General features: G+C 64.7%; 16 protein-coding genes. 12 read left to right on the plus strand and 4 right to left on the minus strand.

Annotation, left to right across the window (positions count from 1 at the left end; genetic code table 11):
* Window positions 1–4 precede the first annotated feature (4 nt).
* Together AC51GT_RS21200 and AC51GT_RS21205 are read left to right on the plus strand one after the other, a co-directional pair.
* The gene (locus AC51GT_RS21200) at window positions 5–406 is read left to right on the plus strand and encodes a (R)-mandelonitrile lyase (protein ID WP_496326937.1); all 402 of its coding nucleotides are present in this window, start codon (window positions 5–7) and stop codon (window positions 404–406) included.
* Complete coding sequence (locus AC51GT_RS21205; RefSeq protein ID WP_496326938.1) at window positions 403–831, plus strand: PPOX class F420-dependent oxidoreductase; 429 nt, start codon at window positions 403–405, stop codon at window positions 829–831. The genes AC51GT_RS21200 and AC51GT_RS21205 overlap by 4 nt, the downstream gene beginning before the upstream one ends.
* Here the strand turns inward: AC51GT_RS21205 and thiM are convergent.
* Window positions 824–1,666 carry a hydroxyethylthiazole kinase gene (gene thiM, locus AC51GT_RS21210; RefSeq protein WP_496326939.1) on the minus strand — a complete coding sequence of 281 codons (843 nt, stop codon included), beginning with the start codon at window positions 1,664–1,666 and terminating at the stop codon, window positions 824–826. The genes AC51GT_RS21205 and thiM overlap by 8 nt on opposite strands.
* A 29-nt stretch (window positions 1,667–1,695) precedes the next feature.
* Window positions 1,696–2,556: a sulfurtransferase gene (locus tag AC51GT_RS21215; RefSeq protein WP_496326940.1), complete on the minus strand. Its 861-nt coding sequence runs from the start codon at window positions 2,554–2,556 to the stop codon at window positions 1,696–1,698.
* Window positions 2,557–2,709: 153 nt separating this feature from the next.
* On the opposite strand from AC51GT_RS21215, the gene AC51GT_RS21220 reads away from it, so the two are divergent.
* The 3 genes from AC51GT_RS21220 to AC51GT_RS21230 all read left to right on the plus strand — a co-directional run bounded on the left by AC51GT_RS21220 (window position 2,710) and on the right by AC51GT_RS21230 (window position 4,833).
* The gene (locus tag AC51GT_RS21220; protein ID WP_496326941.1) at window positions 2,710–3,840 is read left to right on the plus strand and encodes an LLM class flavin-dependent oxidoreductase; all 1,131 of its coding nucleotides are present in this window, start codon (window positions 2,710–2,712) and stop codon (window positions 3,838–3,840) included.
* On the plus strand, window positions 3,840–4,475 hold the full coding sequence (locus AC51GT_RS21225) for a GntR family transcriptional regulator (protein ID WP_496326942.1): 636 nt from the start codon (window positions 3,840–3,842) through the stop codon (window positions 4,473–4,475). The genes AC51GT_RS21220 and AC51GT_RS21225 overlap by 1 nt, the downstream gene beginning before the upstream one ends.
* Window positions 4,476–4,632: 157 nt before the next feature.
* Entirely contained in the window at window positions 4,633–4,833 is a 201-nt protein-coding gene (locus tag AC51GT_RS21230) for a DUF3263 domain-containing protein (RefSeq protein ID WP_496326958.1), read from the plus strand.
* 13 nt (window positions 4,834–4,846) lie between these two features.
* On the opposite strand, the gene AC51GT_RS21235 is transcribed toward AC51GT_RS21230, so the two are convergent.
* A complete protein-coding gene (locus tag AC51GT_RS21235; protein ID WP_496326943.1) occupies window positions 4,847–5,284 on the minus strand; it encodes an SRPBCC family protein in 438 nt (145 codons plus the stop codon).
* Between the two features lie 223 nt (window positions 5,285–5,507).
* Between AC51GT_RS21235 and AC51GT_RS21240 the strand changes: the two genes are divergently transcribed.
* The 3 genes from AC51GT_RS21240 to AC51GT_RS21250 all read left to right on the plus strand — a co-directional run bounded on the left by AC51GT_RS21240 (window position 5,508) and on the right by AC51GT_RS21250 (window position 8,056).
* Complete coding sequence (locus tag AC51GT_RS21240; RefSeq protein WP_496330072.1) at window positions 5,508–6,059, plus strand: DUF6764 family protein; 552 nt, start codon at window positions 5,508–5,510, stop codon at window positions 6,057–6,059.
* A 163-nt stretch (window positions 6,060–6,222) separates the two neighbouring features.
* Window positions 6,223–7,191, plus strand: coding sequence for a polyphosphate kinase 2 (gene ppk2 / locus AC51GT_RS21245; protein ID WP_496330073.1), 969 nt, complete (start codon window positions 6,223–6,225; stop codon window positions 7,189–7,191).
* Window positions 7,192–7,234: 43 nt separating this feature from the next.
* Window positions 7,235–8,056 carry a hypothetical protein gene (locus AC51GT_RS21250; RefSeq protein WP_496330074.1) on the plus strand — a complete coding sequence of 274 codons (822 nt, stop codon included), beginning with the start codon at window positions 7,235–7,237 and terminating at the stop codon, window positions 8,054–8,056.
* A gap of 25 nt (window positions 8,057–8,081) precedes the next feature.
* Here the strand turns inward: AC51GT_RS21250 and AC51GT_RS21255 are convergent, their stop codons facing one another.
* On the minus strand, window positions 8,082–8,465 hold the full coding sequence (locus AC51GT_RS21255; RefSeq protein WP_496330075.1) for a hypothetical protein: 384 nt from the start codon (window positions 8,463–8,465) through the stop codon (window positions 8,082–8,084).
* Window positions 8,466–8,525: 60 nt separating this feature from the next.
* On the opposite strand from AC51GT_RS21255, the gene dinB reads away from it, so the two are divergent.
* The 4 genes from dinB (at window position 8,526) to AC51GT_RS21275 (ending at window position 12,780) form a co-directional block, all read left to right on the plus strand.
* Entirely contained in the window at window positions 8,526–9,737 is a 1,212-nt protein-coding gene (gene dinB / locus AC51GT_RS21260; RefSeq protein ID WP_496330081.1) for a DNA polymerase IV, read from the plus strand.
* Between the two features lie 47 nt (window positions 9,738–9,784).
* Complete coding sequence (locus AC51GT_RS21265; RefSeq protein ID WP_496330076.1) at window positions 9,785–11,263, plus strand: DUF2079 domain-containing protein; 1,479 nt, start codon at window positions 9,785–9,787, stop codon at window positions 11,261–11,263.
* Window positions 11,264–11,365: 102 nt separating this feature from the next.
* The gene (locus AC51GT_RS21270) at window positions 11,366–11,761 is read left to right on the plus strand and encodes a hypothetical protein (RefSeq protein ID WP_496324071.1); all 396 of its coding nucleotides are present in this window, start codon (window positions 11,366–11,368) and stop codon (window positions 11,759–11,761) included.
* Window positions 11,762–11,805: 44 nt separating this feature from the next.
* The gene (locus tag AC51GT_RS21275; RefSeq protein ID WP_496329362.1) at window positions 11,806–12,780 is read left to right on the plus strand and encodes a transposase; all 975 of its coding nucleotides are present in this window, start codon (window positions 11,806–11,808) and stop codon (window positions 12,778–12,780) included.
* Window positions 12,781–12,804 lie beyond the last annotated feature (24 nt).

The following is a 12,804-nucleotide window of genomic DNA, read 5'->3' on the forward strand; positions in this document are numbered from 1 at the left end:
TTTCGTGAATATCGACCCACGTCTGCCGACGACCAAGAACCCGCCCGAGCAATTCACCGGCGACGTCTGGCTGGACATGATCGCGTATCCGCGCGAGCAAGGTCAGAGGATGGTCGTGGCAAAAGTGCGATTCGCTCCCGGAGCGCGCACCGCGTGGCACTCCCATGCCCTGGGCCAGACCTTGCATGTCACCGAGGGCATCGCCTGGGTACAGGCGCGGGGTGAACCGAAGATCGAGGCCCGGGCCGGACAGACATTGTATTGTCCTCCCGGCGAGGAACATTGGCATGGTGCTGCGCCGGATTCGTTCATGGAACATCTCGCGATGCTGGACAACGGCGACGATCCGGCCGAGACGACGACCTGGCTCGACCACGTCACCGACGAGGAGTATTTCGACGCATGACCGACAACGCGGCGTTCATCGAGTTCATCGCCGAACACAGTCGCGGCACGCTCGCCACGATCCGGGGCAGCGGGGTGCCGCAATTGTCCGTGGTGGCCTACTCATTCGATCCGCGGGAGCGCGTCTTCCGGATCTCCTCCACCGGTGGGCGGGCCAAAGTCGCCAACCTGCGTCGTGACCCGCGCGCGAGTTTTCAGGTCACCAGTGAGGACGGCTGGTCGTATGCGGTCGCGGAGGGCCGGGTGGAACTGAGTCCGGTCGCCGTGCAGACAACCGACGACGACACGGTTTCAGAACTGATCGACCTCTACCGAGACATCTCCGGCGAACACCCCGATTGGGAAGAGTTCGCCCAGGCGATGGTGGAGCAGCGCCGTCTGGTGATCCGTCTGTATGCCGAACGTTTCTACGGTCAGGTCAGCTGAACTGATCTCCGCTGATCTGAGCCCGCGACCGAATGTCGTCGGGGCCGAGATCGTGCAGTGCGTCGAGGTAGGCAACCGCGAACGAACCCGGAGCCGAGGTCTTCTCGGCGGCGATCTCCGCTGCGACCGCAACATGGGTGTGCGCCGACACCGCGGCGGTCAGTCCGTTGGGTGCGACTGCCGTGTACGCAGCGACCAATGCACCAAGCGAGCATCCGGTGCCGGTGACCTTGGTCAGCAACGAATGTCCACCGGCGACCTTGATGAGATTGTGGCCTCGGCCGGTGGTGCCGACGACGTGATCGACCTGGCCGGAGGCCGAGACGGCATCCGCCGACGCGAGCAATGCCCGGGCAGCTTCGACTGCCGCGGCCGGATCGGCCGAGCTGTCGACACCGCGGCCGCCACCGTCGAGTCCGTGCAGACCGATGACCTCAGAGGCGTTGCCGCGGATCACGGTCGGATGCAGCGCGAGCAGTTCCCGGGCGAGTTCGCCGCGCCAGGGCAGTCCGCCGGCGCCGATCGGATCGAGGACCCACGGAGTGCCCGATTCGCGGGCCGCCGTCGCCGCCGTGATGTACGAGTCGTGCAGCGCGGACTGTGGTGTTCCGAGATTGATTATCACCGCGTCGGCGACATCGGCGAAGAGGCCGACTTCTTCCACATTGTCGACCATCGCCGGGCTGGCGCCGGCGGCGAGTAGGACATTCGCGGTGAAACCGGCCGCCACGTAATTGGTCAATGCGTGCACCAGCGGTGTCCGCGAACGCAATTCGAGCAGCGCATCGATGACCGCATCGACGTCGGGTACGCGGGTCGGGTCGAGGGTGGTCATGGTCTGTCCTTCGTGTCGGGGAGTGGTTGTCACAGCGATGTGGTGAGGGGATTGGCGGGATCTGCCGCCCATTCGGACATCGAACCGTCGTAGACCCGGACGTCATCACGGCCGGAGGCGCGCAGCGCCAGTGCGTATCCCGAGGCGGTGATGCCGCTGCCGCAGTAGGTCACCACCGGGCCCGGGGGCAACGTGTGGGCTGCGCGGCGAGCCTGATCGAGGTCCACTTCGGTGCCGCCGGGGCCCACCAGCTCGGCGTAGGGCAGGTTCACGCTTCCCGGGATGTGCCCGGCCCGGCCGTAGGGTACTTCCTCGCCGGAAAAGACCTCTGGCCGAAGCACATTGACCAACGCCGCATCCGGACCCAGTGCTCGGACGTCGTCGGCATCGGCGAAATGGCCGGGCGCACGGCAGAGTTCCGGGGGAGCGGTCGGTGTCGGGAGGCGCTCGCCGGTCTCGACGTCACCGCCGTTCTCGCGCCAGGCGTCGAACCCGCCGTTGAGGACAGCGGCGGCGGTGAACCCGTAGCTGTGCAAGACCCACACCAGACGCGCCGCCCAGATCCCGTTGAGGTGGTCGTAGATGATCACGGTCGAATCCGGGCCGATGCCGTGGCGTCCGAGCGCCGTTGCGAGTTGCTCGGAGGTGGGCCGACCGAACGGCGTCGCGGCGGTGGGGTCGGAGAAGTCGTCGACGAGGTCGGCGTGGATCGCCCCGGGCAGGTGGCCCTGGCGATACGTGGGCAGCCCGGTCGAATAGGTGCTGGTGTCGTCGGGATGCACCTCGCGGGTGACGCAGGCATCGAGGATCACGAGCTTCGGATCGGCCCGGTGTATCTGCAGCCACTGCGCGGAGGCGAACAGGCCAGGGGTGCCCTGGTCTCTGTTCACGGTTCCCGGTCCTGGTTGCGGCATCTGTATACAGCTACATTCATGGGGATGATTGTGCACGCATTAAAATCCAGATGATTTGAATGGGTGACGATCGGTGCCCTCGACGAGAGAATCGGGAGCGTTGTAAGCAATGAAGGGATCTGTGCAGTAATGGCCTCGATCGATTCCGGCGGAAACGCCGGCTTCCGGACACTCTGGTACCTGACCACGGCGAATGGCGACTACCCGTGGACGCCGGGTCGGCTCTACCCGCCGGACTTCGAGCACTACCGAGAACTCGCCCAGGCCATCGACGACGGTGGTTTCTACGGCGCGCTGGTGGCCACCTGGCCCAATGACCCCTTCACCTCGGCGTCGTTCGCCGCAGCCGTGACCCGCCGGATGCGTTTTCTGGTCGCCACCTATTCAGGTGTTGTCCCACCGAAGGCCTTCGCCGAGAAGGCGCTCACCTTCGACCGCTTCAGCGGCGGTCGTCTCGACATCAACGTGATCAACGGCACCGATGACCGGGTCGGCCCGTACGGTGTCAAAGCCGACCACGACGACCGGTATGCGCGCAGCACCAAGTACTGGGCCGAGGTGCTCGAGCACTACCGCGCGGGAACCGACTCGAACTTCCACAACTCGCCGGTCCGCATCGAGCCGACCCAGGACGTCATCGACCTGTGGGGCACCGGAGATTCGCCGGCCGGCCTCGAGCACGCCGGGGCGACCATCCACAACTACCTCACGATGCTGCGTCCGGCGCGTGAGCTGGCACCCAGGATCGAGGCCGCACGGACTGCGGTCTCGGCTGCCGGTCGACAGTTCGACTCCATCGGTGCACTCGGCGGTGTGATCGTGCGCCCGGATGCGGCCGAGGCACTCGAGAAGTTCTACACGGTGTTCACCGGCGCCGGTATCGACGCGGTGCGCGACACCCTCGATGTCGCGGTGAAGAAGCGCACCGGCGGTGAGCACAGCCTGCTCACCTACACCGCCCCCGACGCGCAGCGACAGGGCTGGGTCGAGGCCCTGCGGGCCAACCGTTTTCCGGAGCCGTCCGAACTGCAGGTCGACGAGGGTCTGTACGCGGGCATCACCGCGTGGTCACCCCTGGACATCTTCGGATCGCGCTCGTCGGCACTCTATTTCGTCGGCGACCCCGACTCCATCACCGGCACCGTGCGCCGACTCAAGGATGCCGTCGGCATCACGTCGCTGATCCTGGCCGGTTGGCCGCTGGCCTCCGAGGCACGTCAGGTCGCAGAGCACCTGCTGCCCAGGTTCGACGAGCTCTGATGGACAGCCACGCAAACGGGATCTACCGCCGGCTTCGGGAGAACTTGCTGGCCGGCGTCTACTCCGTCGACGGTCCGTTGATCCCGGGTGCGCTCAGCGAGGAGTTCGAGGTCTCCCGCACCCCGGTCCGGGAAGCGCTGGCCCTGCTGGCGCAGGACGGTCTGATCGAACCGGTCCGCCGCGGATTCATGATCACCCAGCGTGGCGACGACGAATTGCTGGAGCTCTTCGAAGCGCAGGCCGTGCTCGACGCGGCGGTTGCGTCGGCGGCGGCCGAGCGTCGTACCGACGTCGATCTGCTTCGGCTCCAGGACGCGCAGGATCGGTCGGCGGCGCCGGCCGATCCGGTTGATGTCCGCCTCGCGTTGCGGCAGTGGCACACGGCCCTGCGCGAGGCGGCGCACAACCGGACTATGACCGATCTGCTCGATCGGCTGGACGCCCAGATCAAACTCGGCGCACCGTGGCAGCCCTCGCATTCCGACGGCGCGTTCGAGCGCCCGATCGCCGAACACCACGAGATCCTCGCGGCCGTACGTGACCGCGACCGGGACGGGGCACGCCTGGCGATGCTGGCCCACCACGCCGCCGACCGCGACAACCGGATCGCCCAATTGGCCCAGAGGCACGCGTGATTCGGCGTTGTGGCCGGTCGGCACGGTCCTTTTCGATTCTTGTGATTTCTACAGGTTCACCCCTGGCGCCACGCGCTACCCTGTGACTACAGTCACTGATCAGTGACACGTGTCACAGGATCGATAGGAGCGGGTTTTGGCACCGGATTCGCAGGAGATGTTGGACTTCGAAGTCCAGTGGTACGCCCTCGGCGGCGGGCCATCCGACCAAATTCATGAGCGCTTCGGGATGTCGGACCGCGACTACTTTGCGTCCGTGAACGACATCTTGCAGCAGAGCCCACCGGAGCAGCTCTCGCCGAATGCGGTCGAGGCGATGCGCGGAGTCGTGCGCCGCCGTCTCTGGATGGCCAAGTAACCAGGTCGCCGATTCACGCGAGTCGGCGCTTGGCTTCGTCCTTGAGGCCTTTCTGGGCGGTGTTCAATGCGGTTTTCTGGGCCTGCTTGACGAGCAGTCCGGGGAGCTTGATCTTCAGGTCGACCTCGAGTTCGAACACGACGTGTGACCCGTCTCCCTTGGGGGTCACCGTGTACCGACCGTGCTGGTGGGACAGTTGGTCGGCCTCGATGAGATCCCAGGTGCAGGTGTTCTCGGTCCACGAGTAGGTGAGCAACTGGTGATCGGTCATGCCGAGGGCCTGGAGTTCGAGCTGCACCTTCTTGGGGGAGCCGTCGTCGTACTCTTCGAGGACCTCGGCTTTCTTGTGCGGACCCGACCAGTCGGGTAGGGACTCCACGTCGAGCAGGATCTCCATGATCACCGCGGGTGGTGCGTCGATGTCGAATTCGGTCTTTGCGTTCACGGCCATGGGGAGAAAATTACACTGATGCGCCACGGAATCGGCCGGGTTGGCCCCCGGTGTCGGTGTCCGATGTTGTGACCGAAGTGTTGCCATCAAATCCGGGTGCGAATGGCGGGCGGGGGAGTATGGTCTGTCCCTAGTGGCCGGCGCGCAATGTTGCAGCCGGCTTTTCGTGGGCCTCGAATCGGCGGGTCTGATGATTCCGTTGACAGTCTTGATAGGACGAAACTTGTTCAGTGCAAGTATTTTTGGTGTCTGCTCGCCTTCTCGATCCAGGGTTGCCGCAGCCGGGTTGGTCGGTGCCGGAGCGCTGGCGCTGGCCGGGTTTGCCGGGGTGGGTACCGCATCGGCGGACCCGTTGATATGCGAGGTGTCCAACGGGCACAACGTCATTCGGGTCGAGGGCAACGGCGGGTGTGGCGCCAAGGCGGGTCCCGGCAGCATGGCTCGGGCGACAGATCAAAGCGGTGCGGGCACCGCGGTTGCGTCGGCGGACACCGGTGGCAACGCCAACGCGTTGAACCTGCAAGCCGGGGCCGCGGCCCTGTCCGGGGCGATATCCGGTGGCACCGGTTACGCGGTGACGACCGGCCCCGGGGGCATGTCGGTCACTCAGGCGCGTGATGGCGGCACCTCGATCGCGATCGCCGGGTGGGGCGGCACCGCGTACTCCGGACCCTTTGGGGCACAGTGCACCGGCAGCTTTGCCGCCGCGGTCGACACCAACACCGGCCAGGGCTGCATCGGAGCCGGCGGCCTCTGGCTGTCGACTCCCCGATGACACCGGTCACGGTGCGGATCGGTTGACCCGTACCTCCCAGACGAAGAGCGGTGCCGCTTACGGTGCCGCTCTTCGTGTATCGGCAGATCGTCGACGCGGTGTCGTCGGCCCGGGTTCACAAAGCCGACACCTGGCAGCGGGTGAATCAGACTAGATTGAATCGGTGAACGAGATACTGCGCCTTTCGGATTTTGGACCCGACCACCCCGACGTGGGGCCCGACTTCAGTGTCGTCGCCGGTCGTGAGGCCTTGCAAAAGATCGTCGACCTCGCCGACACGACCCAGTTCCTGGTCGACGACCGCGACGACGACGACCCGCGGCTGCTGACCTTGCCCGGGCGCAACGTCATCGACACCTGGCGTGAGGACTATCCGTACGACGAACGCATGGGCCGTGACCAGTACGAGCTGGAGAAGCGGCTGCTGCAGATCGAGCTGCTCAAGCTCCAGAAGTGGATCAAGGCAACCAATCAGCGACATGTGCTGGTCTTCGAGGGCCGTGATGCCGCGGGCAAGGGTGGCACGATCAAGCGATTCATGGAACACCTCAACCCACGCGGCGCGCGGGTGGTCGCACTCGAGAAGCCGAGCGAGCGGGAATCGACCGAATGGTATTTCCAGCGTTACGTGCAGCATCTGCCCGCGGCCGGAGAGATCGTCATGTTCGACCGCTCCTGGTACAACCGGACCGGCGTCGAACGGGTCATGGGCTTCTGTACCGATGAACAGCACGCACAGTTCCTGCGGCAGGCTCCACTGTTCGAGGAGATGCTGATCGATGACGGCGTCAAACTGGTCAAGTTCTGGTTCTCGGTGTCGCCGTTGGAGCAGCGCACCCGCTTCGCGATCCGGCAGGTCGATCCGGTCCGGCAGTGGAAACTGTCGCCGATGGACCTTGCCTCCCTGGACAAATGGGACAAGTACACCGCGGCCAAGGAGGAGATGTTCGCCGGAACCGACACCGACCATGCGCCGTGGACCGTGGTGAAGAGCAACGACAAGAAGCGCGCCCGGCTCAGTGCGATGCGGCACGTCCTGAGTCTGTACGACTACGACGACCGGGACGACGAGATCGTCGGTCGTCCCGATCCGCTGATCGTCGGTCGTGCCCGCGACATCATCGGTGAGTAGGAGCTTCCCGGGTTTTGGGCCGATCGATCGGTAGCCTGGGTCGGTGCGTTCCTTCCTTGCTGCGGTGCTCTGTCTAGTCGCGATCGTCTCTGCCGCCATTGCGGTGCCGGCATTCTGGGTCAACTCCAATCTCGTCGACCGTGACGGTTTCAGCGAGATGGTTGCCCCGCTCGCCGACAACTCGAAGGTCCAAGAACAGATCGCCGACGAGATCACCGCGCAGGTGTCCGCCTCTGCGCCGCTGATCCCGACCGGGCTGATCCGCCCACTCGCCGAGGCGTATACCCGCAGCGGCAACTTCAAGCCCGACTTCGTCGAGGCGATGAATCAGCAACACGACTGGTTGTTCGAACAGGCGAAACCCGAAGACGAGGGCCAGGTCATGTCGCTGAACCTGACCCCGATGGTGAACCGGGTCATCAACGACCAACTCCTGAGCGGTGTTCAGATCTCCGGGCCCATCGAGGTCCCGCTGAGCGACTCGGCGCGATCCGGTCTGGAAGCGGGTCGCTATCACGAACTCGGCGACCAGATCGGGTACATCGCTGTGGGGTCGTTGGTGGTCGCGGTGGTCGCGGGGCTCGGCGCGCTGGTGGTGGCGCGACGACGCGGGTTGGTCATTGCCGCAATCGGATTCGGTGTGATCGTCGGAGGCGCGCTGACCTGGCTGTTGGGCGGGTTCGCCCAGCGTCGGGCACGAGACGAGATCTCCGGGGCGGAAGGTTCGGCGCGCGAGGTCGCCGAACTCATCGTCGACAAGGTGGTCGACGGCATGCAGACCGTCGGCCTGATCGCCGCCGGCGCCGGTGTGGTGGTTGTGGTCGCCGGCATCGTGGTGTCGGCGGCCCTCGAGCGTCGGCGTTAGACGGTCGATGAGCCGGCCCCCTGCGTCATGACAGGTTGGGCAAAATCCGCCAGGACGCCGCGAAGTTGTTGAGGATGTTCCAATCCGACGGGACCGCCATGCCGAAGACCGGAATTCCCAGTCCACACCCGACGACTCGCGTTTCCGATTCGCCGGGGGCGAGTTCGGGGATGGTGAACTGCGTCCCCTCGAGCGAGAATCCTGACACCTTCACGTCGTAAGCGGTGGTCCCACCGACGTTGGTGGCGGTCACCGGGCACAGGGAGAGCTTGAACCCGAAATTGTCGCCGCGGGACTCAACGGACACCTTCACGTCCGCCGGGGTGGCAGCGGTGGCGGTGGCCGGCAACGCCAGGGTCAGTCCGGCGGCAGCCGCCAGTGTTGCCAGGCACATCCTGGTTCGTGTCATGGCGATGACCCTATCGGCGAATCGGACATGGCGCGCATTGTCGGAGCCGTATGCGAACATATGTTCGTGTCCCGGATTGAGCAACGAGAACAGGCGAGCATCCTGCATGCCGATCTCGACTCGTTCTATGCCTCGGTCGAGCAACGCGACCACCCGGAGTTGCGCGGACGGCCGGTGATCGTCGGCGGCGGGGTGGTGCTCGCCGCCAGTTATGAGGCGAAGGCCTTCGGGATCCGAACACCGATGAACGGCAGAGAAGCACTCGCGATGTGTCCGCGGGCCGTGGTGATGCCGCCGCGGTTCGAGGCCTACAGCGATGCGAGCAATGCCGTCTTCGAGATCTTCCGGGACACCACGCCGGTCGTCGAGGGGATCTCCATCGACGAGGCCTTTCTCGACGTCGGCGGGCTGCGTCGGATCAGCGGTTCGCCGTTGGAGATCGGCGCGCGCCTGCGGGCCCGGGTGGCGACCGAGGTGGGGCTGCCGATCACCGTGGGGATCGCGAGCACGAAGTTCCTGGCGAAGGTGGCCAGTGCGGTGGGCAAACCCGACGGACTTCTCGAGGTCGCGGTCGGCACCGAACTCGATTTCCTGCATCCGCTACCCGTCGAACGGCTCTGGGGCGTGGGTGCGGTGACCGCGGAAAAGCTCCACAATGCGGGATTGCGCACGGTGGGCGATCTGGCCTCGGTCGGTGAAGCGCTGCTCACCTCACTCGTCGGCGGTGGCGCCGGCCGGCATCTGTATGCGCTGTCGATGGCCCGCGACCCGCGGCGGGTGGAGGTCGGGCGTCGTCGCCGTTCGATCGGATCCCAGCGCGCGATGGGCCGTCGCGCAAAGTCACCCGGTGAGCTCGAGGCCACGCTGGTCGGGATCATCGACCGGCTCGGCAAGCGGCTCCGTAAAGCCGACCGCCTCACGCGCACCGTTGTCCTTCGACTGCGGTTCGACGATTTCACCCGGGCCACGAGGTCGCACACCCTCTACGAGTCCACCGATCGCACCGATGTCCTGATGACCGCATCGCGGAAGATCCTCGATGCGGCGATGCCGATGATCGAGGAAAAGGGCTGCACGTTGCTCGGTGTCTCGCTCACCAACCTGTCCGGCACCGAGGTCGTCCAGTTGGCGTTGCCCTTTGAAGAACACCATCAGGAGAAGCTCGATATCACGGTCGACAGTCTGCGGGACCGATTCGGTGCCGGGTCGGTGACCCGGGCAGTGCTCCTCGGCCGCGACAGTGGAATGCAGGTCCCGATGCTGCCGGACTGATCGTCATGGCACCGGCGTAGGGCGACGAGCCGCGCTACGGTGGCAAAATGTCTTCATCCATGGTGGCGGACACCGATGACGTGGCCGGAGAAGGGCTCGGTGAAACCTCGCCCCTCCGGAGCAGGCGAGAACAGTTCATCGATCCACGGCTGTGGAATGTGCCGTGGGTGGTGGCACTCGGCGCTTTCGCCGGGCTGGCGATCGTGTACATCCTCTATTCGGTCAGGCGCTTCGAGCGACTCGGATACACCGGATGGGATCTGGGCATCTTCACCCAGGCGGTCAGTGCCTACGGGCGTTTCGAAGCGCCGATCGTGCCTCTCGAAGGCACAGACATCAACCTGATGGGCGATCACTTCCAGCCGTGGATCGCCCTCATCGGGCCGGTCTACCGGGTCTTCCCGACACCGATCACCTTGTTGGTGGTCCAGGCGTTGCTCTTCGCGCTGGCGGCCATACCCATCGTGCGGCTGGCAACCAGGCAACTGGGTGTTGTCGTCGGTGCTTCGATCGCGCTCGCGTACGGACTGTCCTGGGGTATTGCCCATGCGTTGGCCTTCGACTTCCACGAGATCGCTCTGGCCGTGCCGCTGCTGGCGTTCAGTGTGGTCGCCCTCGTCGAGGAACGGTGGCGCGCTGCGCTTCTCTACGCGCTGCCCCTGGTGTTCTGTAAAGAAGACCTCGGGTTGACCGTCGCGGTGCTTGCGGCCGTGGTTGCCTGGCGATGCGGCCCGCAGGCCTATCGCTGGGCGGTTGCGACCGCGGTGTGGGGTGTGGTCTGGACCATCCTGGCGACAAAGGTTTTCGTGCCGGCGTTCAGCAGCGCCGACTATTCCTACGGAACGAAGTTCGCCGAGTCCCCGGCCGAGGGTGTCCGGGCGTTCCTCCTCGGATTTGCCGCCGGAGACGCCCGCGCGTCGACGGCCTTCATGCTACTGGTGATCACGCTGTTCCTGGCTGTTCGTTCACCGATCGCGCTGATAGCGGTCCCGACCATCGCGTGGCGGTTCTGGAGCACCAACCATCTGTACTGGTCCGACGATTACCACTACGACGCCATCCTGATGCCGATCATGTTCGTGGCGATGATCGATGCGCTGATGTCGTTGCGCAGGCAGGGCCGGTCGCGGCGGGTGATCACCGGATTTGCCGCCGCGGCCGCGGTGATCGCAGTGGCTTTGACCGCTGGTGGTCCGCTGCACCGGCTCGCCGAGCGCGACTTCTACACCCCGGCCACGGCTGCGCAGTCGGTGGAGTCCCTGGCCCGCCAGATCCCGGAGGGACAATCGGTGGCAGCAACCAACAATGTTGCGCCGCATCTTGTCTCGGACCATGAGGTGACGCTGTTCCCGCGGCTCGATCGTGACCGTTCCGTCCCGCAATGGATCATGGTCGACACCAACACCTACAACATGTTCCCCACCAGCCCCGACGGTGTCCGAAAGGAACTGAAGAAGATCGAAACCGGTGGACAGTACCGGGTCATCGACCGCGATGGCGGCGTGGTCCTGCTGCGCCGCACCTGACCCCCCGCCGAGCGTGCCGAAATCACCGCCGAGCGTGCCGAAAATGCTGGCGTGCCCTCCGTGTCAGCCTCAAGGTGAGTCACCGCACCGAGAGGAAGCCCGATGCTCGCCTTCACCACCGATGAGAAACGAGAGTTCGTCCTCGATTACCTCCAACAGCGCCACGGCAGCAAGACCGCCTGGCTGCAGGACAAACCGTTCAGCCTCCGACAGTTAGCACGCTGGCGCAGCGCCTATCTCCACGGCGACCTTGACCGCGACCTCGTACCTCGCAAGACTCGAGGAATGACCAGCCACCCTGCTCGACTTGAGGATCTGGAAAAACTCCTGACCCAACAACAACGCGAACACGACGCGCAACTGGCCGAACTCCACGAGGAAAACTCCTCCTTACGAGCGGCCAACGACGCGTTGGGAAAAGCTATCGGGCTCATGCACAAGTGGAGCGAGCACACGCCCGACGACACCCCCACTCCACCCGAGCCACCCAGTTCCTGACCTCCGAAAACATGCTGGTCACCCTACTTGCACAGCTACCCGGGATGAGCCAACGCAAAGCCCTTGCCGTACTGAATATTTCACGGTCAACCTGGCAATACCGCCAACGCCCCCGAAACCGGGTGAGCAACCCGATCTCACACCCCCAACGCCACCAACCACACGCACTGAATCTGACCGAGATCACCACGATCGAGGAGCACGTACTACGGGCCTGGACGCGCGGCGACTCCGTCGACCAGGCCTACGCCACCGCCTGGGACCAGGGCATAACAGTCGGCTCACGCCGCACCTGGTGGCGCTACGCCGCAGCCTTGGAACAATCACAGCGACCAGTCAAAACCCACCGCACCAAAACCGGGCCCCGCGAAAAACCCGTACTGCTGGCCACCGGACCGAACCAAATCTGGTCCTGGGATATCACCGACTTCAAAGCCCCTTACCGCGGACAAGCATTCAAGGTGTACTCAATCATCGACATCTTCTCCCGCAAGATCATCGCCAACCGCGTCGAAAACCGTGAACTCGACTACATGGCAGTGGAAATGTTCGAAACCGCATTCACCACAGAAGGAACCAAACCCCAATGGGTACACGCAGATTCAGGATCAGCGATGCGCTCCGATGCCATGAAAACCATGCTCGGCAACAACAAGATCAACGAATCGCACTCACGTCCCAGCGTCTCTAACGACAACCCGTACTCCGAGTCAGAGTTCCGAACCCTCAAACACCGCAAACATTTCCCCGGCATCTTCGAAACCCTCAACGACGCCCGCAACTACGTCACCACCTACACCGACTGGTACAACAACCACCACCGCCACAGCGGCATCAGCCTCTACACACCCAACGACGTCCACGACGGATCCTGGCGAGAAACCCACCGCCGCCGGCAACAAGCACTCGACGCCTACTACACCGAACACCCAGACCGATTCCGCCAACCACCAACCGCCCCACCCGCCCCGAACTGGTCAGGAATCAACTCCACCGGACCCCAACCCGCCACAAAATGACTCCACACAGGTTGACATCTACCG

Source organism: Williamsia sp. z34, from assembly GCF_059553395.1.

Excerpts from the sequence above, each read along its gene's own strand:
- AC51GT_RS21205 (WP_496326938.1), top strand. The coding sequence starts at position 403 with ATGACCGACAACGCGGCGTTCATCGAGTTCATCGCCGAACACAGTCGC.
- thiM (WP_496326939.1), bottom strand. The coding sequence starts at position 1,666 with ATGACCACCCTCGACCCGACCCGCGTACCCGACGTCGATGCGGTCATC.
- AC51GT_RS21220 (WP_496326941.1), top strand. The coding sequence starts at position 2,710 with ATGGCCTCGATCGATTCCGGCGGAAACGCCGGCTTCCGGACACTCTGG.
- AC51GT_RS21225 (WP_496326942.1), top strand. The coding sequence starts at position 3,840 with ATGGACAGCCACGCAAACGGGATCTACCGCCGGCTTCGGGAGAACTTG.
- AC51GT_RS21230 (WP_496326958.1), top strand. The coding sequence starts at position 4,633 with ATGTTGGACTTCGAAGTCCAGTGGTACGCCCTCGGCGGCGGGCCATCC.
- AC51GT_RS21235 (WP_496326943.1), bottom strand. The coding sequence starts at position 5,284 with ATGGCCGTGAACGCAAAGACCGAATTCGACATCGACGCACCACCCGCG.
- AC51GT_RS21255 (WP_496330075.1), bottom strand. The coding sequence starts at position 8,465 with ATGACACGAACCAGGATGTGCCTGGCAACACTGGCGGCTGCCGCCGGA.
- dinB (WP_496330081.1), top strand. The coding sequence starts at position 8,526 with ATGTTCGTGTCCCGGATTGAGCAACGAGAACAGGCGAGCATCCTGCAT.
- AC51GT_RS21265 (WP_496330076.1), top strand. The coding sequence starts at position 9,785 with ATGTCTTCATCCATGGTGGCGGACACCGATGACGTGGCCGGAGAAGGG.
- AC51GT_RS21270 (WP_496324071.1), top strand. The coding sequence starts at position 11,366 with ATGCTCGCCTTCACCACCGATGAGAAACGAGAGTTCGTCCTCGATTAC.
- AC51GT_RS21275 (WP_496329362.1), top strand. The coding sequence starts at position 11,806 with ATGAGCCAACGCAAAGCCCTTGCCGTACTGAATATTTCACGGTCAACC.